General features: G+C 74.5%; 22 protein-coding genes and 3 pseudogenes. 9 read left to right on the top strand and 16 right to left on the bottom strand.

Going from position 1 to position 26,664, the window contains the following annotated elements:
• Nucleotides 1–10: 10 nt before the first annotated feature.
• From OG994_RS28500 to OG994_RS28485, 4 genes are read left to right on the top strand one after another with little or no spacing between them, the layout of a single operon-like run.
• Complete coding sequence (locus OG994_RS28500; RefSeq protein WP_120330700.1) at nt 11–505, top strand: WXG100-like domain-containing protein; 495 nt, start codon at nt 11–13, stop codon at nt 503–505.
• A complete protein-coding gene (locus OG994_RS28495) occupies nt 498–1,091 on the top strand; it encodes a hypothetical protein (protein WP_120330701.1) in 594 nt (197 codons plus the stop codon). Before OG994_RS28500 ends, OG994_RS28495 begins: the two co-directional genes overlap by 8 nt.
• On the top strand, nt 1,088–1,711 hold the full coding sequence (locus OG994_RS28490; RefSeq protein ID WP_120330702.1) for a hypothetical protein: 624 nt from the start codon (nt 1,088–1,090) through the stop codon (nt 1,709–1,711). The genes OG994_RS28495 and OG994_RS28490 overlap by 4 nt, the downstream gene beginning before the upstream one ends.
• A gap of 38 nt (nt 1,712–1,749) precedes the next feature.
• Nucleotides 1,750–2,265, top strand: coding sequence for an SUKH-4 family immunity protein (locus OG994_RS28485; protein ID WP_120330703.1), 516 nt, complete (start codon nt 1,750–1,752; stop codon nt 2,263–2,265).
• 139 nt (nt 2,266–2,404) lie between these two features.
• Here the strand turns inward: OG994_RS28485 and OG994_RS28480 are convergent.
• The 6 genes and pseudogenes from OG994_RS28480 to OG994_RS31650 all read right to left on the bottom strand — a co-directional run.
• Nucleotides 2,405–3,289 (bottom strand): annotated as a pseudogene (locus OG994_RS28480) (hypothetical protein); the annotation flags it as partial.
• 25 nt (nt 3,290–3,314) lie between these two features.
• Nucleotides 3,315–4,496 carry an adenylyltransferase/sulfurtransferase MoeZ gene (gene moeZ / locus OG994_RS28475; RefSeq protein ID WP_328851547.1) on the bottom strand — a complete coding sequence of 394 codons (1,182 nt, stop codon included), beginning with the start codon at nt 4,494–4,496 and terminating at the stop codon, nt 3,315–3,317.
• A gap of 182 nt (nt 4,497–4,678) precedes the next feature.
• Nucleotides 4,679–5,503, bottom strand: coding sequence for a DUF3152 domain-containing protein (locus tag OG994_RS28470; RefSeq protein WP_328851546.1), 825 nt, complete (start codon nt 5,501–5,503; stop codon nt 4,679–4,681).
• Nucleotides 5,504–5,632: 129 nt separating this feature from the next.
• On the bottom strand, nt 5,633–6,610 hold the full coding sequence (locus OG994_RS28465; RefSeq protein WP_328851545.1) for a DUF3152 domain-containing protein: 978 nt from the start codon (nt 6,608–6,610) through the stop codon (nt 5,633–5,635).
• Nucleotides 6,611–6,615: 5 nt separating this feature from the next.
• On the bottom strand, nt 6,616–7,590 hold the full coding sequence (locus tag OG994_RS28460) for an alpha/beta fold hydrolase (RefSeq protein ID WP_120330708.1): 975 nt from the start codon (nt 7,588–7,590) through the stop codon (nt 6,616–6,618).
• Between the two features lie 58 nt (nt 7,591–7,648).
• Nucleotides 7,649–9,355: pseudogene (locus OG994_RS31650) on the bottom strand (hypothetical protein); the annotation flags it as partial.
• A gap of 1,575 nt (nt 9,356–10,930) precedes the next feature.
• Here OG994_RS31650 and OG994_RS28450 point away from each other — a divergent pair.
• Nucleotides 10,931–11,569 carry a TetR/AcrR family transcriptional regulator gene (locus OG994_RS28450; RefSeq protein ID WP_120330710.1) on the top strand — a complete coding sequence of 213 codons (639 nt, stop codon included), beginning with the start codon at nt 10,931–10,933 and terminating at the stop codon, nt 11,567–11,569.
• A 64-nt stretch (nt 11,570–11,633) separates the two neighbouring features.
• Nucleotides 11,634–11,861 (top strand): DUF3107 domain-containing protein, encoded by a 228-nt coding sequence (locus tag OG994_RS28445; protein WP_120330711.1) that lies wholly within the window; start codon nt 11,634–11,636, stop codon nt 11,859–11,861.
• 147 nt (nt 11,862–12,008) lie between these two features.
• On the opposite strand, the gene OG994_RS28440 is transcribed toward OG994_RS28445, so the two are convergent.
• On the bottom strand, nt 12,009–12,662 hold the full coding sequence (locus OG994_RS28440) for a ferritin-like fold-containing protein (RefSeq protein ID WP_328851543.1): 654 nt from the start codon (nt 12,660–12,662) through the stop codon (nt 12,009–12,011).
• Nucleotides 12,663–13,159: 497 nt separating this feature from the next.
• On the opposite strand from OG994_RS28440, the gene OG994_RS28435 reads away from it, so the two are divergent.
• The 3 genes from OG994_RS28435 to OG994_RS28425 all read left to right on the top strand — a co-directional run bounded on the left by OG994_RS28435 (nt 13,160) and on the right by OG994_RS28425 (nt 16,692).
• The gene (locus OG994_RS28435) at nt 13,160–14,806 is read left to right on the top strand and encodes a DEAD/DEAH box helicase (protein ID WP_328851542.1); all 1,647 of its coding nucleotides are present in this window, start codon (nt 13,160–13,162) and stop codon (nt 14,804–14,806) included.
• A gap of 117 nt (nt 14,807–14,923) precedes the next feature.
• Nucleotides 14,924–16,105: a class I SAM-dependent methyltransferase gene (locus tag OG994_RS28430; RefSeq protein WP_328851541.1), complete on the top strand. Its 1,182-nt coding sequence runs from the start codon at nt 14,924–14,926 to the stop codon at nt 16,103–16,105.
• 170 nt (nt 16,106–16,275) lie between these two features.
• The gene (locus tag OG994_RS28425; RefSeq protein ID WP_120330715.1) at nt 16,276–16,692 is read left to right on the top strand and encodes a helix-turn-helix domain-containing protein; all 417 of its coding nucleotides are present in this window, start codon (nt 16,276–16,278) and stop codon (nt 16,690–16,692) included.
• 19 nt (nt 16,693–16,711) lie between these two features.
• On the opposite strand, the gene OG994_RS28420 is transcribed toward OG994_RS28425, so the two are convergent.
• From OG994_RS28420 to OG994_RS28380, 9 genes and pseudogenes are all read right to left on the bottom strand, one after another.
• Nucleotides 16,712–17,629: a hypothetical protein gene (locus tag OG994_RS28420; protein ID WP_328851540.1), complete on the bottom strand. Its 918-nt coding sequence runs from the start codon at nt 17,627–17,629 to the stop codon at nt 16,712–16,714.
• The gene (locus tag OG994_RS28415; protein ID WP_328851539.1) at nt 17,622–17,849 is read right to left on the bottom strand and encodes a heavy-metal-associated domain-containing protein; all 228 of its coding nucleotides are present in this window, start codon (nt 17,847–17,849) and stop codon (nt 17,622–17,624) included. Before OG994_RS28415 ends, OG994_RS28420 begins: the two co-directional genes overlap by 8 nt.
• Before the next feature lie 112 nt (nt 17,850–17,961).
• Complete coding sequence (locus OG994_RS28410) at nt 17,962–20,466, bottom strand: RecQ family ATP-dependent DNA helicase (protein WP_407942553.1); 2,505 nt, start codon at nt 20,464–20,466, stop codon at nt 17,962–17,964.
• Nucleotides 20,467–20,663: 197 nt separating this feature from the next.
• Nucleotides 20,664–21,409, bottom strand: a pseudogene (locus OG994_RS28405) (SDR family NAD(P)-dependent oxidoreductase).
• Nucleotides 21,410–21,554: 145 nt separating this feature from the next.
• Complete coding sequence (locus tag OG994_RS28400; RefSeq protein ID WP_120329740.1) at nt 21,555–22,682, bottom strand: branched-chain amino acid ABC transporter permease; 1,128 nt, start codon at nt 22,680–22,682, stop codon at nt 21,555–21,557.
• Nucleotides 22,679–23,569 carry a branched-chain amino acid ABC transporter permease gene (locus OG994_RS28395; protein ID WP_120329739.1) on the bottom strand — a complete coding sequence of 297 codons (891 nt, stop codon included), beginning with the start codon at nt 23,567–23,569 and terminating at the stop codon, nt 22,679–22,681. Before OG994_RS28395 ends, OG994_RS28400 begins: the two co-directional genes overlap by 4 nt.
• Nucleotides 23,569–24,336: an ABC transporter ATP-binding protein gene (locus tag OG994_RS28390; RefSeq protein ID WP_328853817.1), complete on the bottom strand. Its 768-nt coding sequence runs from the start codon at nt 24,334–24,336 to the stop codon at nt 23,569–23,571. Before OG994_RS28390 ends, OG994_RS28395 begins: the two co-directional genes overlap by 1 nt.
• A 56-nt stretch (nt 24,337–24,392) precedes the next feature.
• The gene (locus tag OG994_RS28385) at nt 24,393–25,136 is read right to left on the bottom strand and encodes an ABC transporter ATP-binding protein (RefSeq protein WP_120329737.1); all 744 of its coding nucleotides are present in this window, start codon (nt 25,134–25,136) and stop codon (nt 24,393–24,395) included.
• A 3-nt stretch (nt 25,137–25,139) separates the two neighbouring features.
• Nucleotides 25,140–26,339 (bottom strand): substrate-binding domain-containing protein, encoded by a 1,200-nt coding sequence (locus tag OG994_RS28380; RefSeq protein WP_328851538.1) that lies wholly within the window; start codon nt 26,337–26,339, stop codon nt 25,140–25,142.
• Between the last annotated feature and the right edge of the window lie 325 nt (nt 26,340–26,664).

Raw genomic sequence — 26,664 nt, 5'->3', positions numbered from 1 at the left:
GGTAGGACAGGTGGGACTCACGATCCCGGGGGAACTCGCGTCCCTGCTCTCGATGCTGGGCTACGACTGGCCGCAGTCCGACGAGACGGCGCTCTTCCAGCTCGCCGGCGAGTGGACGGGGATGGCCGACCGCATCTCCGGCGCGGCGGCCGAGCTGGAGGCGGCGGCCCGCACCGTGATCGACAACAACTCCGGCGCGAGCTTCACGGAGTTCGCCGGTGAGTGGAACGACGGGGAGTCCGCCCCCCGGAACATCGTCGACACCACCAACCCGACGAACATCATCGGGATCGGGCTGATCGTCGCCGCCGGCGTGGTGCTGGCGCTGAAGATCCAGGTCATCGTCCAGCTCGTCCTCCTGGCCATCCAGATCGCGCAGGCGATCGCCACGGCGGTGGCGACGTTCGGCGCGTCCCTGCTGGAGATCCCGATCTTCAAGATGATCACCGGGATGATCATCGATCAGTTGATCGGCATGGCGACCGACGCGGTGCTCAATGGTTAAGCGCCGGACGAACCCGCCCCGGCAGACCCAGGCCGCCGGGGCGAAGATCATCTCGGCGCTGCTGGAGAACAAGGACGCCTTCCGGACGGCCAAGACGACCGGGGGCACGCCTCCGAAGAAGGCCGTGCTGGTGCTGCGCAACCGGCCCGACTTCGTGAAGAAGGACTTCGACCGCAAGGCCGCCGACCTGGTACGCCTCGGCCAGGAGGGCAAGCTCGTCAAGACCAAGCCGGTACGCAGGCAGCTCGCGCACCGGGACCCGAACAAGCCGGGCACCCGGAAGACCACCACGATCTTCCGTGACCGGATCATCCGGCAGCTCAACAAGGGCCAGAACTACATGAGCAACAAGGAACTGGTCCAGGCTCTCTACCGGGGCAAGGACCCGAAGCGCTTCCCGGTGACCGGCCCCGGCGTGACGGTCGACCCCGACCACATCCACGAGCTCCAACTGGGCGGCACCGACACGTACGATAACCTCAGGCTGATGGACGCCTGGACCAACCGCGAGATCGGCCGGGAGATCGACAGAGCACTCGAGGACGTCCCCTACGGCACCGAGATCATCGTGAAGGTGATTCCGTGACCAGCGAGGCGACGGCCGCCCCACTCGAACGGATCCGCACGAAGTTCGAGCAGCTCAAGGCGGCGGAGGCGGAACACGGCTTCGGCGTCGTCCTGGTCGACGGGGCGCCGTTGGAGCCCTTCCCCGGCGTTCCCGAGGCCGCGTTCGACGTCTTCCGGATCATCGGCCGGATCGAGGGCAGCCACTTCCGCTTCGCGCAGCCGCCGGAGCTGGCCGGCGTCGCCGCCTTCCAGGCGATGCCCGACAACCCGAACGACCCGCTCGGCCCGGCGCTCTCGATCGGCCAGGAACTCCACAGCGTGCCGAAGCGCCTGCGCGGCGAGATCGACGGCGGCGAGGGCATCTCGTACGACCTCGAGGACGGCGACGTCTACCACATCGACCCGGACGACTACGTGTTCCTCTACGAGCACCCGGACGAGGACGTCGACATCCACGTCTTCGCCCCCGACATCGTCACGTTCTTCGACGAGTTCGTGCTCGGGGACAAGTACCCGCAGGTGGTCGACAGGATCCTGGGGCCCGGCGTTCGCGAGCAGCGCGTACGCAAGGGCCGCTTCCAGGGCCAGTACGAGGACACCTGGCTGCGCCTGCTGGCCGCCACCGGCCTGGCCTCCTGACGCCCACCGCCGACGCCGAAAGAGCGGAGGAACTTTCGATGGCCGCTGACCCGCGGTTCCGTGCCCTGTGGAGCGAGGACGAACTCGTCCCGTACCCCCGGGCGGCGTGGCTGGACGGCGGCTTCACGCCGGACATGCTCCCCGCCGGCGACGAGATCCCGCTCGACGTGGCGGTCGTCTACACCGCCTACCTCGAAGGTGAGTTCCGCCTGTTCGACACGATCCAGCTGAGCACGGAGGACGGCTCGCTGGACATCCGGCTCATCGTGGTCGGCGCGGTCGCCGACAACACCGACCTGCTCTACGTGCTCGACCCGAAGACCGGCGAGATCCTCCAGTTCGACCTGGAGGAGCAGGACATCCAGGCGGTGAACAGCAACTTCCGCACGTTCGTCGAGTTCCTCTACCAGTTCGCGCTCTTCGTGGAGGCCGACGAGGGCAAGGCCGGGCGGGCCGAACGCGCGGAGAGCCTGCGTACGGTGCTGGAGAGCATCGACCCGCCCGCGTTCGCGCCGGACGCCTGGTGGCCGCTGGTGATCAACCAGCTGCGCTGACGGGCGCCCCGGGCCCGTCCGTCGTCGGGGGCGGGACCACGACGGCCGGCGGTGGCGGGGGCGCCACGGCGGCCGGCGGGGGCGCCACGGCAGCCGGCGGAGGCACCACGGCGGCCGGCGGCGCCACCCGCGTGGGAAGGCAGGCGCGCAGCGCCCGCAGCGTCGTGTGCACGTCGAACTGGTGCCCGTCGTCGCTGTCCCAGCCGCCGTCGCTGCGCTGCGTCTCGGCGAGCCGGCGGCGGGCCGCGACCAGCAGCCACTGTTCCTCGCCCACCTCCGCCCGGTGCAGCGTCGCGGCGAGCCACGCCGCGTCGGCCGCGGACAGCCGCGGGATCCGCTCCGCCAGCACCGCCTGGATCCGGGCCGACTCGTCGTACATGCCCTGGCGGTGCAGCACGGCCGCGGCCAGCCAGCCGGCCGGCAGGAACGAGGGCCAGCTGCCGTCCGCGCCGATCCGCTCCGCGACGGCCTGCGCCGCCGCGTGCACGACCCCGGCGTACGCCCCGCCCACGCGGTGGTCGAGCGGGCCGGCGGCCCGGGCGTCGAGACCCGCGACGGTCAGCCAGAAGCCGGCGTTCGCGGTGAGGTAGAAGCGGGCTTCCGGGTCACCCGGACGGGCCCACTCCGGCGCGAGGTCGGCCAGCGCCGGGTCCTCGTCCCAGCCGCCGTCGGGCAGTTGCCGGGCGGCGAGCCAGTCGAGTGCCCGCCGGGCGGCCGGACGGCCCAGCGCGGCGAGGTCGTCCAGCTCGGCCAGGCGGAAGCAGGTGGCGTCGACGGAGCCAACGGCGCCGTCGAGAGTGGCCGGCCAGCCGCCGTCGGGCGCCTGCCCGGCCTCGGCCCGCTCCATCAGCTCGGGCGGCACGGCGGCGCCGGTGCGCAACCGGGACAGGCGGGCACGCTCCACCGCGTCCCCGTGAGCCACGACGAAGCCGATCGCGGCGTCCAAATCGACCACGGCGGTCACGCTACCTGCGCAAAGGCGATTCCGCCTCGGAGAATCGGCCGAGGCCGGGGCGGGCTGCACGCCCGTCCCGGCCCCGCCCGGTCGGTCAGTACGCCGGCAGCGACGGATCGATCTGCTTGATCCAGGAGAGCACGCCGCCCTGCACGTGCACCGCGTCGCGGAACCCGGCGGCCTTCAGCGCGGCGAGCGCCTCGGCCGAGCGGACGCCGGACTTGCAGTGCAGCACGATCTGCTTGTCCTGCGGGAACTGGGCGAGCGCCTCGCCGGAGAGGATCTCGCCCTTGGGGATCAGCGTGGCGCCGGGGATGCGGACGATCTCGTACTCGGCCGGCTCCCGGACGTCGACCAGGAAGATGTCCTTGCCGGCGTCCTGCCACTCCTTGAGCTCCAGCGCCGTGATGGTCGAGTCGACCACCGCCTCCTGCGCCTCCACCGAGACCGCGCCGCAGAAGTCCTCGTAGTCCTCCAGCAGGTCGGTGACCGTGGGGTTCTCGCCGCAGAGCGCGCAGTTCGGGTCCTTCCGGACCTTGATCTTGCGGTACGACATCTCCAGGGCGTCGTAGACCATCAGACCGCCGACCAGCGGCTCCCCGACGCCCGTGATGAGCTTGATCGCCTCGGTGACCTGGATCGAGCCGACCGACGCGCAGAGGACGCCGAGCACGCCGCCCTCGGCGCAGGACGGGACCATGCCGGGCGGCGGGGGCTCCGGGTAGAGGCAGCGGTAGCAGGGGCCGTGCTCGGCCCAGAACACCGACGCCTGGCCGTCGAACCGGTAGATCGACCCCCAGACGTACGGCTTGCCGAGCAGCACGGCGGCGTCGTTGACCATGTAGCGGGTCGCGAAGTTGTCGGTCCCGTCGACGATCAGGTCGTACTGGGCGAAGATCTCGCGGACGTTGTCGCGGTCGAGCGCGGTGTCGTGGATCTCGACGTTGACCAGCGGGTTGATCTCGCGGATGGTCGCCGCGGCGGACTCGGCCTTCGACCGGCCGACGTCGGAGACGCCGTGGATGACCTGGCGCTGGAGGTTCGACTCGTCGACGGTGTCGAAGTCGATGATGCCGAGCGTGCCGACGCCGGCGGCGGCGAGGTACATGAGGGCCGGCGAGCCGAGGCCGCCGGCGCCCACGCAGAGCACCCGGGCGTTCTTCAGCCGCTTCTGCCCCTCGACCCCGACGTCGGGGATGATCAGGTGGCGCGAGTAGCGGCGGATCTCGTCAACGGACAGCTCGGCGGCGGGCTCGACGAGCGGGGGCAACGACACGGTGGACTCCCCGGGATCGGCGGTGCGAACCGGGCCATTGTCGCTCGGCGGAGGGCCGATCAGCCATGAGGCAGGACACGCCGCCCGGCATTCGGGAACGGGAATAAAGCCGACCTCCGATGCGACGGCGGGCGGGACGACGGCGTCGCGGCGTCGGGCCGGCCGCCCGGCGCGGCCCGTCGTCAGGGGATGACGTCGCCGGCGTACCGGCGGCCGTCGAGGTAGGGCCAGGCGTTCGCGAGGCAGCCCTCCAGGCCGTACGTCTGCTGCTGCATGACCGGTGCCGGCTGGCCCGGGCCCGGGCACGCCTCGTGCAGTTCGCCGAACTCGTGCCCGACCTCGTGGTTGATGACGTACGTGCGGTACACGTCGAGCGGAGCGCCGTAGTCGGGCACGGCCTCCGTCCAGCGGGCCAGGTTGATGATCACCTGACCGGGCAGCCGGCAGGAGGTGTAGCCCTCGGTCCGGAGCCCGCCCTCGGCGCACATCCGCTCCGAGGTGACCGGGGTGGCGAGGTAGATGGTGAAGTCGGCCGCCGCCGCCTCGGCCACCCGCTGCACCCGCAGCTCGCCCGAGGCGATCCAGCTGCGCGGGTCGCCGAGCGTCCCGTCCACGCTCGCGGCGAACTCGTCCGGGTCCTGTCCGGTGCCCTGCTCGACCACGACCCGGTAGCGGTGCAGCGGGCCGTCCACCCCCTGGACGGGGGTACCGCCGGAGGCGGCCACGAACCGGCCGGCACCGACGGACGGGACCGGACGCGGCTTGTCCGGCACGGGCGCGTGCGCCCCGACCCCGCCGCCCTCGGGAAGCTGACCGGCCACCGACCGTGGCGTCGCCGGGTCGTCCGGGCGGGCCAGGACGAACCCGACCCCGGCCGCGACGACCAGGGTCAACCCGAGCAGGACGGCGGCCCGGCGACGGCGGTACACCCGGGGCGGGACGGGGCGGCGACGCCCGGACGACCGGGGAGCGGGAGCAGGCGGGTCGTAAGGGGACGACTGCGTCATGCCTCCCAGAGTGCCAGAGCAAGGCCGCATTCTTCCCGATTAACGCTAATGCCGCTATAGATCCATCCAGGGCTTTATTCGCAATTCGCCCTAATTCCCCACAAAATGGAATTTCCGCCGCTCATCCCGTCACAGTGGCGGCCCGGCGTATCGGCGGCCGTCGAGGTACGGCCACGGATTGGCCACGCAGCCGTTCAGGAAGAGCGTCTGCTGCATCATGACCGGCGCTGGCCGGCCCTTCCCCGGGCAGCGCTCGTGGCGGTGCCCCAACTGGTGTCCCACCTCGTGGTTGACCACGTACGTCCGGTAGACCGACAGCGGCACCTTCGCGCTCACGAAGTGCGGCACCGACAGGCGCCACCGGTCCAGGTTGATGATGACCTTGCCGGGCGCCCGGCACGACGTGTAGGGCCGCCCGTCGATCCGGATGTCGACGCCGCCCTGAGCGCACATCCGCCCCGCCGTGCGGGCCGTCGCCAGGTAGACGGTGAAGTGCGCGTCGGCCTGGCCGGGCACCTGCCGCAACCGCAGCCGGCCGCTGTCCACCCAGCTGCCCGGCCCGGTGAGCGCGACCTGCACGAGCCGGGCGAACTCGCCCGCGTCCTCACCGCTGCCCGACTCGACGGCGACGCGGTAACGCTGCACCGTGCCGGCCCGACCCAGCACCGGCCCGGTGCGGTCGTCGTGCGCGAACCGTCCGGAGCCGGTCGAGGGCACCGGCCCGGGCAGCCGGAGCACGACCGGCGGCGGCGACGAGGGCGACGGTGACACGCTGGGCGGCGACGACGGGGTGGGCGGCGGCTCCGCCACCACGGGCGAGGCCGCGGCCGCCGCCGACCCGGCGGACCCGGGCGCGGGATCCTGGTGCCGCGCGATCACGGTGACCGCCGCACCGATCGCCAGCAGCACCGCCGACAGCTGGGCGACCGCCTGCGACCGGCGGCCGAGCCGGAGTCGCGGCCCACCGGACGGATGCGGCCCGCCGGACGGGCGCGACGCCCCCGGCCCGCCGGACGCCGGGCGGGGCGCGGGCACCGACGGACCGACCGGGCGCCGAGCCGCCACCACGGGCGGATCGTGCGGGCGGTACGGCGCTGAGCTGGGCATCCGGCTCAGCCTGCCAGATCGTGCCGGCGCGCACCCTCCCCCGTTTCGGCGAGCAGCCCGAACACCGCCCGGGCCACGAGGCGGGGCACCTCGAGCTGCGCCACGTGGCCGACACCGTCCAGCATGAGCAGCCGGCTGTCCGGGATCACCCGGGCGGCCTGCGGCGCCACCCGCACGTCCACCAGCCGGTCCTGACGGCCGCCGATCACGAGGGTGGGCGCCCGCACCTTCCGCGCCAGCCGCCACAGCGAGTCGGAACCCGGCAGGTACGACCGCAGGAAGCTGGACACCAGTCCGCGGAACGTCCGGACGTACGCGGAGGCGTAGTGCTCGGCCTGGTAGCGGACCCGGATCTCCTCCAGCGCCTCGCGGCGCCGTTGCTCGCAGATCCGGGTCAGGTCGGCGACGCACGCCTCCATCACCTGCTGGGCCATCACCTCGGGCGCGATCCGGGCCAGTTGCCGGGCGGCCAGCCGCTCGGCGCGGGGCAGGGCGAGCAGCGGCAGCATCCTGCCCTGCACCGAGCGCCGGAAGTCGAGGAAGGGCAACGCCGGCGAGATCAGCGTCAGCGTCCGTACGAGGTCGGGGCGGAGCGCCGCGACCCGTACGGAGATCGCGCCGCCCAGCGAGTTGCCGAACAGGTGCACGGGCCCCCGCCCGGAGTGCTCGATCCACCGCACCACCCGGTCGGCGAAGGCCGGCACGGTGTAGCGGGCGCCGGGCTCGCTGCGGCCGAAGCCGGGCAGGTCGATCGCCTGCCCGTCGAGCCGGGCGGCGAGCAGGCCGGCCAGGTCGGTCCAGTTCTGCGACGAGCCGCCCAGGCCGTGCACGTACAGGGCCGGCTCCGCGCCGGGCGCCGTGGCCGGGGTCTCCCGGACGTACGTGACGGTGCCGTCGAGGCGTACCTCCCGGCCCGGCCAGGGCGGCGGCACCCCGTGCTCGGGAAGCCGGTCCTCCGGCCAGAGGGTGACGCGCTTCATCGCTCCAGTCTGCCCCGGACCGCGCCGCCCGGCAGGGTGTCGGGCGTCCGTCGCGGGGTCAGGCCAGCAGCGCTTCGAGCCGGCGGTTCACCGCGGCCAGGGTGGCCCGGACGACGGCCTGCCGCGGGTCGCCCGCGACCAGGGCCGACCCGGCGAGCTGCTCGACCCAGCCGTCACACACCAGCAGCACCACCACGGTGGCCACCTCGCAGTTGCCGAACGGCACCACGGCGGCGTGCTCGACGAAGCAGCGTCCGCGCTCGGCGTGGTCGGGGCGGCGCAGCAGCTCGTCCACGGCCGCGGCGGCGGCCACCGCGCAGAGCCGCAGGACGTACCCGTCGACGGCGGGCCCGGTGGCGTAGCCGGTGGCGGTCTCGTCGGCGGCGATGAGGCGGACCTCCACGGTGGCGTCGAGGCCGAACGTGCTCACCTGGACGTGGTCGATCACCACCCGGGGGCCGGGGACGCCGCCGGTGTCCAGCGGGCGCGACGGGGCGCTCTCCGTCGTGGTGAGCTGGGCACCGGAGTACGACGCCCCGAGGGTCGCCGGGCTGCCGGTGGCACCCGCCGGGGTGGCCTCGTCCACACTGGCGCGTCCCCGCTGCGGCGCGGCCTGCCGGCGCCGGCGCGGCGGCTCCGTCTGGGGCTGCGGCGGCCGGGCGGGCTCGGTGCGGCTCCCACCGGCGGCGCGTGTCTCGGCGCCGGCTGTGCGCGCCTCGGGCACGCGGGCGGTGCCCCGGCGGCGTACGGGCGGCGGGGGCGCGGCCGGCACGTCGGGCACGTTCTGGGGCGCGGCGGCGAGACCCATCCGCTCCTGGAGCAGGCGGGCGACCTGGCGGCTCACCTCGGCGGGATCGGCGCCGTCGGCCAGGTCGAGGCGGAGGCTGTGCGCTCCGGCGGGCGTACGCCGCAGCGACGCGTCACGGACCCCCGGCACCTCGCGTACCGCGCCGAGGATCGCGTTGACGTCGAACCCCTCGGGCCGCTCCTGGGGCGGCGCGGGCTCGTCGTCGCGGCGCAGGTGGGTGGCGATGCGGGCGAGTTCCGGGGTTTCGGCGGGTGGCTCCACGGCTGGCGGCTCCGGCACGACGGGCACGTCCGGCTCGGCGGGGACGCGCTGCGGCAGCACCGCCGCCGGCGCGTCCGGCCGTCGGCCGGCGGCCTGGTCGGCCGCGGGTGCCGGGTCGTGGGCGGATCGGCGGGCCGCGTAGGAGGAAGCGCTCGTCGGTGCGGGCGCGGCGGGGGTGCGGTCGTGGCGACCGGCTCCGCTCGTGACGGAGGCCGGGGCGGGACCCGTCGGGGTGGTTGGCTCGTCGGTGGTGTCCGCGCCCGGGACGGCGGCCCGACGACCACCGGCGGTCGGCCGGCTCTCGGCCTCCCGCTCCGGCGTCTCGGGGCGGAGGCGGAACGGCTGGGCCGTGGGGCGGGCCGCGACGTCCGGGTCGTCGGTCGTCGCGTCCGGCAGGGCGGACGGGGCGCCCGTCGGGCCAGCGGAGGCCCAGGACGGGCGGTCGGAGGCGGTGGGACGGGACCCGTCCGGGTCGCCGGCCGTCGGGTCCGGGACGCCGGAGGCCCAGGACGGGCGGTCCGACGCGGCCGGACGAGGGTGGCCGGCCGCCGCGCCCGGGTCACCGGAGGCCCAGGAGGGACGGTCCGGTCCGGCGGACTGGCCCCGGCTCGGGCCCCCGGCCCAGGACGGACGGTCCCCGCCGGGAACCGGCACGGGTCGACCGCCGCCCGGCGTGGACGCACCGCCTGGTGCGGTCGGCTCGGCGCCGGTCGCGCCACGGTTCGCCCAGGAGGGCCGCTCGGGTTGGCCCGCGGCGTCCGGCGTTCCCGGAGCCCGAAAGGGCCGCTCGGCCTGCCCCGGGCCGTCCGACGCGCCCGACGCCGCCCAGGACGGTCGCTCGGGCTGCGCTCCGGTGCCCTCGGACGTGCGCCGCTCGGCGGCCCAGGACGGCCGCTCGACGGGGACGGGCGAGGGGGTCGGCTCCGGCCCGCCGGCTGGCAGGAGCGGCGGGCCGCCGGCCGCCCAGGCGTGTCGATCACCCGTCGCCGGGCCCTCCGCCTCGGCGGCTGGCTCCGGCTCGGCGCGCCGGACCTCGTAGGCCCGGCCCGGCTCGGCGCGGACCGGCTCGTACGGGTGGCTCGGCTCCGCGCGGACCGGCTCGTACGGCCGCTGCGGCTCGGCAGCCCAGGCGGGCGTGCCCTCGCCTCGCGCGCGGCGCCCGGCCGGCTCCTCCGTCTCGCGCGACCGGCGGCCCACCGGCTCGTCGGCCTCGTCGGCGTGCGGCGGCTCCTCGCCGTCCCGGAAGCGGCGGCCGGGGGGTGGGTCACTCTCGCGGGACCGGCGACCGGCCGGCTCCTCGCCGGGCCGGGACCAGGGCGGCGCCCACGCGTTGCCCCAGCTCGGCCGGTTCCAGCTCGGCCCGGACCAGTCGGGCTCGGACGGCGGCTCGCCGGACGCGGCCGGCTCGGCGGGCCCCCACGGCTGCGCGGGCCCGGGTTCGCCGGCCGGCGGGGACGCCTCGGCCCAGCCGCGCGGCTCGGCCGGCTGCTCTCCCGGGCCGGACCGGTCGACGATCGGCGCGTGGAAACCCGGCGGCACCTCGAACCCGGACGGCGACGTGCCGACCGGCGGGATCTGGACGGCGGGCGGCGCGGAGGTCGGCGGGCGCGGGTCGGACCAGCTGGGCGCCCCGGCCGGTGGCTCGTCGGACGCGTGCCGGGCGGGGTCGGGCTCGGCCCCGCCGCGCGTCTGCTCGACGGCCGGGGCGGGCCGCTGCGCGGGAACCGCCAACCGCTCGCCGCCGCGCTCGCGGCGCTCGTCGCCGGAGAGGTCGGGTGGGGCGCTCACGGGCGACAACCGGCCGGCGGACGGCTCCTCCGCGGGGTGGTTCACACCGTTGGCGTGGTGCCCGTTGACCCGGGCCGGGGGCTCCGGATCGCCGGTCAGGCCGGGGACGGGCGCGGGCAGGTCTCCGTGGCGGGGAGAGGAGGCGGCCCAGCCGGAGGCCGGGTCGGGCGGCCAGTGCGTCGCCGGCTGCCTGCCGGCCGGATCGCCGGGGCGGGGCCAGCCGGCCGCCGGGGGCGCCCACTCGTCGGCGGGGCGGCTCAGGTCGTCCTGCTGACCCGGCCCGTCGCCGTGCTCTCCCGGGGTGGCGGCACCGGGTTGCCCTGCTTCACTCACCGCGCGCTCCTTGGTCGCCCCCCGCTGAGGCTACCGTGTGGTGGCAGTGGCGATAAGTTACAGCGGCGGGCCAATTCCGCGACGGGTCATCGCGCCCCGACCGGTTCGGGCTGAAAGTGCCGGCTCGTACGACGAAATTCGGAGGTTCCCATGACCGCTGTGGGGAACGGGGCGCAGACCGCCGGTCGGCCGACACGCCTGCCGCGTTCCGCGCGCCGCAAGCAACTGCTCGCCGCGGCGCAGGAGGTGTTCGTCGCCCACGGGTACCACGCCGCGGCGATGGACGACATCGCCGAGCGGGCCGGGGTCTCCAAGCCGGTGCTCTACCAGCACTTCCCCGGCAAGATGGAGCTCTACCTCGCCCTGCTCGACACCCACTGCGACGCGATCGTCGCGAAGGTCCAGGACGCGATGCGCGGCACGAGCGACAACAAGGAGCGGGTCAGCGCCTCGGTGCGCGCGTACTTCGACTTCGTGGACCACGAGAGCGAGGCGTTCCGCCTGGTCTTCGAGTCGGACCTGCGCAACGACCCGGCGGTGCGGCAACGCGTCGAGCGGGTCGAGCAGGGCTGCATAGCGGCCATCACCGACACGATCATCTCGGACACCGGCGTGAGCCGGGAGCACGCCGAGCTGCTCGCCTCGGGTCTCGTCGGCGCGGCCGAGACCGCGGCGCAGTTCTGGCTGGCCGGCGGCCGGCAGGTGCCGAAGGCCGAGGCCGAGGCGCTCGTGGCGGCGCTGTCGTGGCGCGGGATCGCCAGCTTCCCGCTGCAAGGTGAGTCAGCCTGACCGTGCCGGCCGTGATCGGATAGCCTTCCCACGGCGGCTCTTTCGCCCCAGTTGAGGAGGCACCGTGGAGGTCAAGATCGGCGTGCAGTACGCGCCGCGCGAGCTGGTTCTGGAGAGCGCGCAGACGCCGGCCGAGATCGAGCAGATCGTGACCGACGCCATCGCGAAGAACAGCGGCACGCTGTCCCTGACCGACGAGAAGGGCCGGCGGGTCGTCGTCCCGGTGGACAAGGTCGCCTACGTCGAGATCGCGGAGGCGTCCCCCCGCGCGGTCGGCTTCACCGTCCGCTAGTCGTCCACGGCGTCCGCGCCGGGCCCTCCGTCGCGGACGCCGGGCTCGCGGGTCCGCCCGTCGGCGAGACGGGATCCGCCCCCGACGTCGGGCCCGCGGGCCCCGTCGTGGACACCGTCACGAGCCCCGGACCGATTGGTCCGGGGCTCAGTTGTTCAGTCCGGCGGCGAGCATCCGCTGCGTGTGCGCGGCGGTCAACTGCCGGAACAGCGCCTGCACGTCCACCCGCTCCCCCTGCGCGATCAACGCCGTCAGCGCACCCCGGTCGGCGGCCGCCACACGGTTGGCCTGGGACAGCGCCTCACCCACGAGCCGCCGGGCCCACATCGACAGCCGGTGCGCCACCCGCGGATCGGCGTCGACGGCCGACCGGATCTCGGCGGCGGCGAACTCGGCGTACCGGGACTCGTGCAGCACGTCGAGGACGAGGCACCGGTCCGGCTCGTCCAGGGCGGTCGTGATCGCCCGCAGGAAGTCGTCGGTGATCGCGTCCCCGACGTACGCCTTCGTCACGGCCTCCGCCCAGTCCCGTGGCTGGGTCGAGTCGTGGTACGCCTGCAACGCCTCGACGTACGGGGCCATGGCGTCCTCGGGGCGTACGCCGAGCGCGGTGAGCCGGTCCGCGAGGCGCCGGTAGCTGGCGATCTCGGCGGCGGCCATCTCGCCGAGCGCGGCCCGGCGGCGCAGGTCGGGCGCGAGCCGGGCGTCGGCGGCCATCCGCTCGAAGGCCAGCAGCTCACCGAGCGCGACCAGCCCGAGCAGGTCGGCGACGGCGGAGCCGGGGGTGGTCGGGGCGGACACGAGCGCAGGCTACCGCTCCGGGGCACACGCGCGGGGCCCCCGCCGGGCGGTACGGGAACGCCCCGCCCGGCGGGGCAACGGCCGCGGCCCGCGCCGTCAGAGCCGTACGAAGTCCTCGCCCAGCCCGGGCATGCCCTCGACGCGGGCCGCGGTCGGACTCGTACCTGACACGACCGGTTGGACCACCGGTTCGGTGACACGTACGAACGGATCGCGCATGTGGGAGGCCCCGCCGACGTGTGACCCGGCGCACAGATCATCCGGGCGGTCGACCGGCCCCGATCCGGAATCAGGACGCCATGCTGCCGGTTCAGGTAGTATGGAACAGTTGCCGTGGGCGCCGATCTGATCGAAGTTCTGATCGAAGTCAGGCCCCCGGCGCGCGTGCGGCCCGGTCCGGCTCGGCGATCCGCCCCCGACCGTGTGGCCCGCGCCATACCGAACGCGCCCTGCGGACATGATGGGGCGCACCCACGAGAGGGCACCCCCACATCCAGATGACCGAGTTGACGCAAGGCAACACGGGGGGCCGCGACCAGGCCCCCACCACACCCGTACGAACGGGCGCACCGACCTTCGCCGAGCTGGGCGCGCGTCAGGAGACCGTCGACGCGCTGGCCGCGGCCGGCATCACGCACGCCTTCGCCATCCAGGAGTACGCGCTCCCGATCGCGATGCGCGGCACCGACCTGATCGGCCAGGCGCCCACCGGCACCGGCAAGACCCTCGGCTTCGGCGTACCGCTGCTCGAACGGGTCTTCGCACCGGCCGAGGGCGGCGACGGCCTGCCGCAGGCGCTGATCGTCGTCCCCACCCGTGAGCTGGGCCTCCAGGTCGCGAAGGACCTGGCCACCGCCGGCAGCACCCGGGGCGTCCGGGTCCTGCCGATCTACGGCGGCGTGGCGTACGAGCCGCAGATCGAGGCGCTCCGCAAGGGCGTCGAGATCCTCGTCGGCACGCCGGGCCGCCTGCTGGACCTCGCCAAGCAGAAGCACCTGCGGCTCGACCGGGTGCACGCGCTCGTCCTCGACGAGGCCGACCGCATGCTCGACCTGGGCTTCCTCGACGACGTCGAGAAGATCCTGTCGATGCTCCCCGAGGACCGGCAGACGATGCTCTTCTCGGCCACGATGCCGGACCCGATCGTCACGCTGTCCCGGCGCTTCCTGCGCCACCCCGTGACGATCCACGCCGGGCACACCGCCGAGACGGGCCCGTCGCCGCAGACCGAGCAGCTGGTCTACCGCACCCACTCCCTCAACAAGATCGAGATTGTGGCGCGGATCCTCCAGGCGGAGGGGCGTGGGCTCACCATGATCTTCACCCGGACCAAGCGGGCCGCCGACCGGGTGGCCGAGGAACTCGACTTCCGCGGCTTCGCGGTGGCCGCCGTGCACGGCGACCTCGGGCAGGGCGCGCGCGAGCGGGCACTGCGCGCGTTCCGGGCCGGCAAGATCGACACGCTGGTCGCCACCGACGTGGCGGCGCGGGGCATCGACGTCAGCGGCGTCACCCACGTCATCAACTACGACTGCCCGGAAGACCAGGACACCTACACCCACCGGATCGGCCGTACCGGCCGGGCCGGGGCCAGCGGCGTCGCGGTGACCTTCGTCGACTGGGACGACATGCCCCGCTGGCGGATCATCGACAAGACGCTCGGGCTGGAGATGCCCGAGCCGCCGGAGACGTACCACACCTCTCCGCACCTCTACACCGACCTGCACATCTCGCCCGACGTGAGCGGCACGCTGCCGACCGCCGAGCGGACCCGGGCGGGGCTCTCGGCCGAGGTCGAGGAGGACCTCGGCGGTGGCCGCCGCCGCGGTGACGGCGGAGGCCGTCGCAGCGGGGGCCGGCGACGCGGCCGGGGCGAGCCCGCCCCGGACACCGCCGCGCCCGCCGAGGGCAGCGGCGGGGAGGAAACGGGCACTCCGCGCCGCCGGCGTCGCCGCCGGGCCGGTGAGGTGGTCGCGGGCGGCGAGACCGGGGTGACCGCCGAGGGCGGCACCTCCGCCCCGGTCGCCGCGAGCGCCACCGCCGAGGGTGAGGCGGCTCCGAAGCCTCGCCGCCGTCGGCGCCGCCGTGGCGGCGGTGCCGGGGGCGCCGCGGCGCCCGCCGAGGCGAGCGCCGCGAGCGACTGACCCGAGAAGACGCCCACAGGTCCCCCGCGCCCACCCGGGCCGGGGGACCTGCGCTGTCCACGCCCCACCACGCGGCCGGGTCTCGGGCGGTGGTCGCGGGCGAGGGAGGATGAGGACATGCCGGAACCGCTGGACGCCGCGCTGAACGAGGTGCGGAACCTGCTGCTCGACCCCGCGCTGACCCGCGCGGTCGCCGCCGGGCGACGCCGTGGGCAGCGCCCCTCGGTCGTACGCGCCGAGCTGCGCCCGGTCACGCTCAAGGCCGGGCCCCGGCTGCAGATCGCCACCTCCGACGGCGCCCGCCCGTACACCCGCAACGTCGCACCCGGCCCCGAGGCGGACGCCGCGGTGGACGCGCTGCTGGCCGAGCCGTTCGGCAACTGGCACGTGGAGACCGCCGACACGACGCTCCAACTGCGGGTGACCAAGTCCGGGGAGGCCCAGGTGCACCGGGCGGCGACCGCCCGCCCCGCCACGGCCCCGGCCGGCCACGACCGGGAGAAGGAGTACCTGCTGGACCCGGGCGACCCGCTGTTCGCCGAGATCGGCGGATCGGCGGCGAAGCGCCGGCAGGTCGACGCCTTCCTCCGGGCGCTCGCCGCGACCCTGCCCGAGGACCTCACCGGCCCGCTGCGGGTGGTGGACCTGGGCTGCGGCAACGCGTACCTGACGTTCGCGGCGTACCGGTACCTCTCCGGGCGGGGACTCGACGTGCGGCTCACCGGCGTGGACGTCCGGGAGGACCAGCGGCACCGCAACACCGAGCTGGCCGAGCGGCTGGGCTGGGGCGACCGGGTCCGTTTCGTGGCCGGCACGATCGCCGACGCCGTGGTCGAACCGGCGCCGGACCTGGTGCTGGCCCTGCACGCGTGCGACACCGCCACGGACGAGGCGCTGGCGCGGGCCGTCCGGTGGGACGCCCGGTGGGTGCTCGCCGCGCCCTGCTGCCACCACGACATCGCGGCCCAGTTGCGCTCGCGTCCGGCGCCCGCGCCGTACGAGCTGCTGACCCGCCAGGGCATCCTGCGGGAGCGGTTCGCGGACGTGCTCACCGACGCGCTGCGTGCCGGGCTGCTCCGGCTGCACGGCTACCGCGCGGAGGTCGTCGAGTTCGTCGACTCCCGGCACACCCCGCGCAACCTGCTCGTCCGCGCCCGGCGCACCGGTGCGCCACCGACCGCCGAGCAGCGCCGGGACTACCGCGAACTGGTCGACCAGTGGCAGGTCACCCCGCGACTGGAGACGCTCCTGGGGGCCGACACCACGGCCGCGGGGCCGCTGACCGCGCGGATTGATTGAGCGACGACAACCATTGCCGTCAAAGGTCCACTTTGCCCGGGTACCGCCACGAAACTGGTCCCGTACACGGGACCTTTTGTGCGGTCAGTCAATTGTTTCCGGCCGGTCCGGTACTACGCTCGGAGGCGACATCGTCCCGGTGTTCGCCTCGAGGGGGAAGAGCCGCAGGGATGCGTTCGGCAGAGGTTTCGCCACAGATGGCGTTCGCGCGGTTCGTCCGGCGCGCCATCGACGACGCCCGCGAGGAGCGGGGCTGGACGGTCACCGACCTGGCGGCCCACACCGGCGTCGGCCGGTCCACCGTCTTCCGCTGGCTCGCCGGCGACTGGCAGGACTACCCCGAACTCGCCAAGGTCCGTGGCTTCTGCTCCGCTCTGGACCTTCCGGTCGCCGCGGCGTTCCGCGCGCTCGGCCTGCCGGACGCCGGGCCCGCACCCCGGCGTCGCAGCGAGGAGGGACCCGTCGAGGCAGACGTCCGCGTGATCCTCGACCGGCTCGCCGACCCGACCGTGCCGCTGGAGGAGAAGCACCACATCCGCGACCTGCTGCGCTACCTCGCCCGGCGGCCCATCCGGCGCGCCGGCTGAGGGCCGCGCGACGCGGACGTCACGGCACCGTGACGGTGAACTCCGCCGTGCGCACCTCACCCGCCACCTGGAAGTCCAGGTAGAGCCGGTACCGGCCCGGCCCCGGCGTGGTCAGCCAGAACCGCACCGCGCCGTCGACCAGTTGCGGCTCCGGGTGCACGTGCAGGTAGCCGAGATCCCCCTCACGGAGGGCCACCAGGTGGCCGTACGCCCCGAGGTAGCGCTCCAGCGTCGCGGTGGTCCCGCCGGTGGCGATCCGGAAGGTCAGGGGCACCGTGGCGCCCACCTGCGGCGTGCCCTCGTACGCCACCGTGAATCCGTCGACCGCGGTCGAGGTGGTCGCGGCCGGCAGGGGACGCGGGTCGTAGCGGCCCGGCACGGTCAGGTCGACGCCGAGGGTCAGGGCCGTCTGGCTGCCGTCGTCCGCCACCACCGTGAAGTCGGCGTACGCCCGCCAGGTGCCGCCCTGCGACAGGGTGAGCGGCACCGACCAGGTGCCGTCCGGAGCCATCGTGGGGTGCAGGTGCTGGTAGCCGGTGAGGTCCCGGCGCACCACGATGAGGTGCATCGGCTTGTCGTGGACGACGGCGAAGCGGGTCACCGGACGGCGCCGCGCGTCGTGGATCTGGAACCGGAACTCGCCGGCCTTCCCGGGCGTGAACGCCGCGGCCAGCGGGGCGAGCGTGTAACCGGCCTGGCTGACCGAGAGCCCACCGGCGGTCTCCGCCGGCTGGTCCGTACCCGTGCCGTGGTCGTGCTGCGCGGTGCCCGGCGGATGGGTGTGGTCGGCGGTCTCCAGCCCCACAGCGGCGGGATCGCCGCCGGCGTTCATCCGGCCCAGACCGAAGCCGAGCAGCACGGCGAGCACCAGCCCGCCGACCGACAGGGCCAGCCGGAGCGTGCCGCGGTCGGGGGCGGCGGACACCTGCTCAGGCACCGCCGGGGCCCAGCTCGTAGCCGGCCTCGTCGACGGCCGCCCGCACCGCCTCGTCGGGCAGCGGCGCGTCGCTGGTCACCGTGGCCGTGCCGGCGGCCAGGTCGACCCGGACGTCCCGGACGCCGGGCAGCGCGACCAGCTCGTCGGTGACCGCCCGGACGCAGTGCTGGCAGGTCATGCCGGTTACGGCGTACGTGCGGGTGACGGCCTGCTGATCCATGCCGCCCACGGTACCGCCGCGCCCGGCCCCGGCCTGTCCGTGTCACGACGGCGTGGCAACGGTCGCACCTCGACGGGGCCGGGAACTTTTCCCGCCGCGCGGGCGACGCGGCTCAGCCGGCCAGCGCGAGCGCGAGGGGCAGCACGTCGGGGGCGCCCGCGCGGCGCAGGGCCCGGGCGAGCAGCGTCATCGTCCAACCCGAGTCCACCAGGTCGTCGACGAGGAGCACCGGCCCGTCCAGCCCGGCCAGCGTCGCGGCCAGCCCGTCCGGCACGGTGAACGCGTCGTGCAGCGCGCGGACCCGCTGGGCGCTGTTGCCCCGGGCGCCGCCACCCGCCACGGCGGGCGGAAGCTGGCCGAGCAGCGGCAACCGGCCGACCGCGGCGATCCGCTCGGCCAGCGAGCCGACCAGCCGGGGATGCCGCCGCGACCCGGCCGCCACCACGGCCACCGGCCGGCGCGGCCACGGGTCGTCGCCGTGCGCCCACGCCTTCAGCACCTCGACCACGGCGGCCGTCACGTCCTCCGGCACCGCGACGTCCGGCGCGTCGGGGCCGACCAGCTCACGCAGCCGGCCGCCCCAGCCCAGGTCGGAGAGGCGCCCCACGGCCCGGCCGGGCAGCGCCTGCTCCGCGGGGACGATGCGCCCCTTCAGCGGTACGCCGACCGCCTCCATCCCCGTGGGCCAGAGCTTCTTCGGCGGGATCTCCACACCCGGCCGGCCGAGGAAGGTCTGCGCGGCGGTCAGCGCCGCGGCCGACACGTCCGCGGTGAACAGCGGCCCGGCGCACCGGTCGCACCGGCCGCAGTCCGTCGCACCGGCGTCGTCCAGGCACTCCCGCAGGTAGCGCATCCGGCAGCCGGACGTGGCCGCGTACTCCCGCATGGCCTGCTGCTCGGCGGTGCGGGCGGCGGCGACGCGCCGCAACCGGGCCTCGTCGTAGGTCCAGGGCTCGCCCGTGGCGAGCCAGCCGCCGCGGACCCGGCGCACCGCCCCGTCCACGTCGAGCACCTTGAGCATCAGCTCCAGCCGGGCCCGCCGCAGGTCGACCAGGGGTTCCAGGGCCTGGGTGGAGAGGGGGCGGTCGGTGTGCAGGGCGGCCAGCACGGCGCGCACCTGCTCCTCCGGCGGGAAGGCCAGCGAGGCGAAGTAGCGCCAGATGGCGGCGTCCTCCGCGCCGGGAAGCAGCAGCACCTCGGCGTGCTCCACGGCGCGGCCGGCGCGCCCGACCTGCTGGTAGTACGCGATCGGCGAGGGCGGCGCCCCGAGGTGCACCACGAACCCGAGATCCGGCTTGTCGAAGCCCATGCCCAACGCGCTCGTGGCCACCAGCGCCTTGATCTTGTTGTCCAGCAGGTCCTGCTCGGCGGCCCGGCGGTCGGCGTCGTCGGCCTGCCCCGTGTACGCGGCCACCGCGTACCCGCGGGACCGCAGGAACTCGGCGGTCTCCCCCGCCGCCGCCACGGTGAGCGTGTAGACGATCCCGGAGCCGGGCAGCCGGTCGAGATGGTCGGCGAGCCAGGCCAGCCGGTGCGCGGGGCTCGGCAGGTCGAGGACGCCGAGGCGCAGCGACTCCCGGTCGAGGGAGCCCCGCAGCACGAGGACGTCGGCGCGCCGCCCGTGGCCGGTCCGGGCATGCTCTCCCTCGCCGAGGTCGGTGGGACCGGCCAGGGCGTGCTCTCCCCCGCCCAGGCCGGTGGGACGGGCCAGGGCGTGCTCTCCCTCGCCCAGGCCGGCGGGACCGGCCAGCTCGGTGCCGAGCTGCTCGGCGACGTCCTCGGTCACCCGGGCGTTGGCCGTGGCGGTCGTGGCGAGCACGGGCGTACCCGCCGGCAGGTTGCCAAGGAACGTCCGCAGCCGCCGGTAGTCCGGCCGGAAATCGTGCCCCCAGTCGGAGACGCAGTGCGCCTCGTCCACCACCAGCAGGCCGGTGGTGGCGGCCAACTTCGGCAGCACCCCGTCCCGGAAGTCGGGGTTGTTGAGCCGCTCCGGGCTGATGAGGAGCACGTCGACCGCGCCGGCGTGGATTTCGGCGGTGATCGCGTCCCACTCCTCCAGGTTGGCGGAGTTGATGGTGCGGGCGCGGATGCCGGCCCGCGCGGCGGACTCCACCTGGTTGCGCATGAGCGCCAGCAGCGGCGAGACGATGACGGTGGGGCCGACGGAGTCGCCCGGAAGGGCGTCGTCGGTGCCGGCGGTGGTGCTGCCAGCCAGGGTGCCGGCGGCGGGGGCGCCGGTGGCCGCGGTGCCGGTGGCCGGGATGCCTGCGGCGGGGGTGCTCGCGGCCGACGGGGCGCCGGTGGCGGGGATGCTGCGAGCGGGGCCGGTGCCGGCGGTCGGGGTGCTCGCCGTGGGGGTGCTCTCGGCCGACGGGGCGTCGTCCACCGTCGTGGTCGCCCCGAGCGGGCGGTCACGGTCGCGCAGGAGCGCCGTGGCCACGAAGTAGACGGCCGACTTGCCCCACCCGGTGCGCTGCACGCACAGCACCCGGCGCCGGTCGACCACCAGGGCCTCGATGGCCCGCCACTGGTCCTCACGCAGCCGGGCGTGCTCGCCGGCCAACCGCCGCAGCACCGCCTCGGCCCGCTCCCGTACCGCCGCCCGATCCTGGCTCATCCGGCATTTCTACCAGCCCGCAGCGACACCCCCGCGAGTCACGCCACCGCCCCCTCCCCGCCGATCTTGCAGTTTGTGCCCCCAAGTTGCGGAGCTTGTCCACATTTGTCGGGGCACAAAGTGCAAGATCGCGGAGGAAGGGCGGGGGCGGGGAGGGAGGGAGGGCGGGGGCGGGGAGGGAGGGCGGGCGGGGGCGGTCAGCGGCCTAGTACGGAGCCGCCGTTGACGCCCAGGATCTGGCCGGTGACGTAGCCGGCCGCGGGGCTCGCCAGGTAGCGGACCGCCTCGGCGATCTCGGCCGGCTCGCCGGCCCGCCCCACGAGCGTGGCCGCGACCCGTCGGGCGTGGCCCTCGGGCGTCATCCTGTCGCCGAAGAACTCGGTGTCCGTGACGTAGCCGGGGCTCACCACGTTGACCGTGATCTGTTCCGGGCCGAGTTCCGCCGCCAGGTCGTACGCCCAGCCGTGCAGCGCCGCCTTCGCCGCCGAGTACGGCCCTCCGCCGCCCCGCTGGGCCGCGATCGAGCTGACGAGGATGACCCGCCGCCGGGCCGGCGCAGGGACGGACGCAGTGCCTCGGTGAGCAGCACGGCGGTGAGCACGTTGGCGTCCAGGTTGGCCCGCCAGCACGCGGCGGTGCCGGCGAGCGTGCCGGTGTCCCCGGCGAGGTACCCGCCGGCGTTGTTGACCACCACGTCGACGGGGCGGCCGTCGAGGGCGTCGAGGACCCGGTCGAGCTGGTCCGGGTCGGTGAGGTCGGCGCCGACCGCGCGGACCGCGCCGGTCCGCCCGCACTCGGCGTCCACCCGGGCGGCGGTGGCGTCGAGGACGTCCGTCCGCCGCCCCACGATCACCACGTCGTACCCGTCGACGGCGAACGTCCGGGCGATCGCCGCTCCGATTCCCGTCCCGCCGCCGCTGACCACCGCAAGCCGCTCGCCCATCGTGCGCTCCCTCCCCGCGGATCTCCTGTCGATCATGAAGTTATCGCCTGCCACCACGGCGTGTCGCGGCAATAACCTCATGATCGACAGGAAGCCGGGCAGGAAGCGGGGCAGGAAGCGGCGCGGGAAGCGGCACGGGCGGGGGTCAGGGGCGGGAGGAGGGGAGGCGGAGGGCTCGGCGGAGGGGAGTCAGGCGGGAGGTCAGGCTGGCCAGGCCGCCCGGGAAGAAGTAGACGGCCAGGATGAAGATCGTCCCGAGGACGAAGAGCGGCTGGGACAGTGGGCGGCTGAGCACCGCGGGCAGCGCGTCGACCGCGTCGGAGGTGCCGAACGCGGTGAGCCGGTGGTCCAGGTACATGTAGAGGATGCCGCCGAGCACCGGCCCCCACCGCGTGCCCGGCCCGCCGAGCACCACCATGACCAGCAGCGACAGGGTCAGCTCCGACGAGGTGATGTGCGGCGACGCGCCGCCGACGATCAGGCAGTAGACCACCCCGCCCGCCGAGGCGAGCCCGCCGGCCAGCGTGAACGCCACCAGCTTGTAGCGGTACGGGTCGAGCCCGAGCACGCCGATCCGCCGCTCGTCGTCGCGCAGCCCCGCGAGCACCCGCCCGGTCGGCGAGCCGCTCACCCGGTGCACCACGAGGACGACGAGGGCCAGGTACGCCAGCGCCAGCCAGTAGAGGTTCACCGTGTTGGCGACGCCCACCAGCGCGTCCGGCAGGCCGGAGACGTCCAGCGGCAGACCCTCCTCACCGCCGGTGAGGCCGCCGAAGTCGCGGGCCACGAGAATCGCCGCGACCTGCGCGAACGCCAGCGTCACCATGGCGAACGCGATGCCGACCGTCCGCAGCGCCACCGCGCCGAGCAGCGCGGCGAGGACGGTCCCGCCGGTGACCGTGAGCAGCGCGGCCTGCCACAGCGGCAGCCCCGCCTTCGTGACGAGGATGTCGGTGCCGTACACGCCCGCGGCGAAGTAGAGCGCGTGCCCGAACGAGAGCATCCCGGTCCGCCCGAAGAGCAGGTCGTAACCGGCGGCCAGCCCGCCGAAGATCAGGCAGACGGCGAGCAGTTGCAGGGTGCCGGGCGAGTTCAGCGGTCCCTCGAAGACCCCGGGCAGCTGCACCGTCGAGTACGGCAGGATCGCCGCGACGACCAGCGCGACCAGCGGCAGGAACGGGCGTACGCGCTGCCACCCGCCCCGCTCCGGCGCCAGCTCGGCGGGCACCGCGGCGGGCGGCGCGGGTACCTCCGGGCTCTTCACCTCGGTCATGCCGTTGCCACCTTTCCGGCGATGCCCTGCGGGCGGAGCAGCAGCACCACGGCCAGCAGCCCGACCACGCAGATGTCGCCCAGGCCGGACGTGCCGTAGTAGTTGACGAACTGTTGCAGCAGGCCGACCGCGACCGCCGCGTACGCGGACCCGAGCACCGAGCCCATCCCGCCGATCACCACCACGATGAACGCGAAGATCAGCAGGGAGCTGCCCTGCCCGGGCGAGACGGTGCCGAAGTAGACCCCGCCGAGCGCCCCGGCCAGCGCGGCGGCGGCCCCGCCGATCGCGAAGACGAGCGTGAACGACTTCCGGACGTCGATGCCGAGCGCGGTCACCATCTCCCGGTTCTCCACCCCGGCGCGGATCACCAGGCCGTAGCGGGTCCACTGGAGGAACGCGAGCAGCGCGCCGAGCACCAGCACCGCCGCGACGATCAGCAGCAGCCCACCGTTGGGTACCTGCGCGCCGAGGATCCCGGTCACCCCGCGTGTCCACTCCGGACGCGGGAACGGCCGGGCGTCCGCGCCCCAGGTGGCCTGGAGCAGCGCCACCCCGGCCAGCGACAGGCCGACCGTGACGAGCACCTGCTCGATGGTCCGGGAGTAGAGCGGGCGGATCAGCACCAGCTCGACGAGCACGGCCACCAGCGTGCCGGCGGCGACACCGAAGGCCACCGCGAGCACGAAGCCGAACCCGTCCGGTCCGGCGCCGGGCAGGTTCCCGGCCGCCCACCAGGTCGCGTACGCGCCCACGCCGAGGAACAGCCCGTGCGCGAAGTTGAGCACGTCGGCCAGACCGAACACGAGGGAGAGCCCGGAGGCCACCAGGAAGTAGAGCGCCGCCAGGCCCAGCCCGGTCAGCGCCAACAGGATCACGGTGCCCATCAGTGCGCGTCCTTCCCCGCCGCGGCGGCCCGGCCCGGCCCGTGGTGCGAATCGCCGCTGCCCACGCCGAGCAGGGACTTCGTGAGCGCCGTCTCCAGCAGCAGTTCCTGCGCGTCACCGGTCCAGGCGACCTGCCCGGCGGCCAGCACCACCGCGTCCCGGGCGAGCCGCCGGACCACCGCGAGGTTCTGCTCGACCAGCAGCACCGGCACGGATTCCGCGACCCGTTCCAGCACCTCGGTCACCTCGGTGACCACCTTCGGCGCCAGTCCCTTGGTCGGCTCGTCGACGAGCAGCAGCCGGTTGTCGTTGAGCAGCACCCGGCCGATGGCGAGCATCTGCTGCTGCCCGCCGGACAGCGAGCCGGCGCGCTGCCGCGCCCGCCGCTGCAGCTCCGGGAAGAGCGCGAAGACCTTGTCGTACGCCGGGGTGGCGCCCCGCCGTTCGGCGAGCCGCAGGTTCTCCGCGACGGTGAGGCCGGCGAACACGCACCGGTCCTCCGGCACGTAGCCGAGCCCGCCGCGGACCAGCCGGTAGGTGGGGCGGGCGAGCAGGCTCTGCGCGCCCATACGGATCGTCCCGCGCACCTCGCCGCCCCGCGGCGTCAGCCCGACGATCGCGCGCAGCGTGGTCGTCTTGCCGACGCCGTTGCGCCCGAGCAGCACGGTCACGCCCGTCGGGGCGACGGTGAACGACACCCCCTGGAGGATGTGCAGACCGGCGATCCGGACCGACAGACCCTCGACGCTGAGAACGGGTTCCAACAGCGAGCCGCCTTCCGTTCGCGACCGCGGGACTCGCGAACCCGGCTCGTTCCCCGCGCTCACAGCGACTCCCCCAGGTATGCCTCCTGCACGGTGGCGTTGGCCATCACCGTCTCCGGGGTGTCGCAGGCGAGCAGCGCGCCGTGGTGCATCACGGCGATGCGGTCGGCCAGCTCCAGGATCACGTCCATGTGGTGCTCCACCATGAGCACCGTCCGCCCGCTCTCCCCGGTCAGCGAGCGGATCACCGTCACCAGTTCCGGCACGTCCTCGGCGCTGACCCCGGCCATCGGCTCGTCGAGCAGCATCACCCGCGGTTCGCCGGCGAGCAGCAGGGCGATCTCCAGCTTGCGCTTCTCGCCGTGGGCCAGGGTGCCGGCGAGCGCCGTACCCCGGTGGGAGAGGCCGACCCGGTCGAGCGCCGCGTCGGCGGCGGCGGCCACCTCCCGGTCGGCCGCCGCCCGCCGCCACAGCTTCATCGAGCCCCCGCGGTGCGCCTGTACGGCCAGCCGGACGTTCTCCCGCACGCTGAGCGAGCCGAAGACCGACGACGCCTGGAAGGTGCGGCCGAGCCCGAGCCGGGCCCGCCGGTGCGGCGGCAGGGAGGTGATGTCCTCCCCGTCGAGGAGGATCCGGCCCTCCGTGGCCCGGCGCAGGCCGGTGATCAGGTTGAACAGCGAGGTCTTGCCGGCGCCGTTCGGCCCGATCACGCCGAGGAACTCCCCGGGCTCCAGGTCGAGGTAGACGCCGTCGACGATGGCGACCTCACCGATCCGCCAGGTCAGACCGCGGGTGGCGAGCACGGGTCAGCCCTTCATCGCCACGACCGGCGGCGCGGTCTCGTCGCCGGTGAGGCTCTTCTGGGCGGTGGCCGTGAAGTCGGTGCCGCTGCCGCTCAGCTTGGCCTGGTACATCGGCTGGAGCAGGGCGTGGTCCTCCGCGCGGACGGTCATCGGGCCCTTGACCCCGTCGAAGCTCCAGCCCTCCAGGGCAGTGACCATCTTGTCGACGTCGTCCCCGCCCTCCTGCGCGGCCCGGACCACCATCTGGGCGGCCGCGAAACCGTCCGGGTGGAACAGGTCGACGGTGCCGACCTTCGCCTTCAGCGCCTTGGCGGCCTCGGTGTCGCTGGCCCCGTCGAAGTAGTGCGACAGGAACGAGATCTTGTTGCCGGCCGCGCCGAAGGTGGGCCAGGAGGCGCGGATGTCCAGGCCGGTGACGACCGTGGTGGACGAGAGCACGCCCTGCTGGTCGAGCGTCTGCCACATGGCCGGGGCGGTGGTGCCGGCCCAGGCGACGAAGAGCAGGTCCGGCTTCGCGGCCTTGATCTGGCTCGCGAACGGCGTGAACTCGGTGGCGCTGGCCGGGGCACGGACGCTGCTGACGGTCGCGCCGGCGCCGCCGATGACGGTCTTCACGGCCGCCTCGTTGGCGTCGCCGAAGGCGCCGTCCTGGGCGAACACCACGACCTTCTTGCCGGACGGGTCGCCGATGAACGACCGAGCGGTCACCACGTCCTGGTACGACTGCCGGCCGGACCGGAACGTGTACTTGTTCGCGCCGGTCACCGCGTCGGTCGCGGCGGGCCCGGAGATGAAGAGGACCTTGTTCTGCGCCGCGATCGGGGCGACCTGGAGCGCCACACCAGAGGCCGTGGAGCCCGCGAGGATCTTGACGCCCTTGCCGATGAGGTCCTTGGCCGCGGAGACCGCCTTCGCCGGGTCGCCGGCGTCGTCGACCTCGGTGATCTCGATCGTCCGGTCGCCGACCTTGTTGGTGCCCTTGGTCGCGTACTCGAGACCGGCCCTGAAGCCCTCGATGTACTGCTTCCCGTAGCTGGCGAGGGCACCCGACTGGGAGTACACCAGGCCAACCTTGACCGGGGCGGCGCTGTCGCCGCCACCGGAGGCGGTGTCCTGCGGGCTGCCACAGGCCATGGCGGCCAGGGCCGCGGCCATCATCGTGGCGGCGGAGAGGAACACCCGCCGCGTCGTCCGGACCGTCATTGCGACTCCACGTGAGGACTCGGAGGGAGGGAACTCATTGTCGGCTCACGCTAGAAGTGACGTCACCCACGGGCTATGTGGCCGAAACACACAAGTAACCGAGGTGGGGTGGCCTGCCCGTACAGCGACCTGCCCATAGCCGCCGGTGCGTCGCGCCGCGATAGGCGAGATCGACACAACTTCGGCGAAGTTGTGGCATCAGACCACCCGGGAGGCCACTACTACCTGGGAACTGCGCGACTACTTCCTGGAAGTTGCGCGACTCCCCCACGCGCCGCCCGGACACGGCACCGTCCGGATTGGCCGTTCAGCCGCCCGGGAAGCA

Source organism: Micromonospora globbae (assembly GCF_036184225.1).
Classification (GTDB): Bacteria; Actinomycetota; Actinomycetes; order Mycobacteriales; family Micromonosporaceae; genus Micromonospora; species Micromonospora globbae.
The sequence above is the reverse complement of the archived record's forward strand: the minus strand, read 5'-3'. Positions and strand labels throughout refer to the sequence as shown.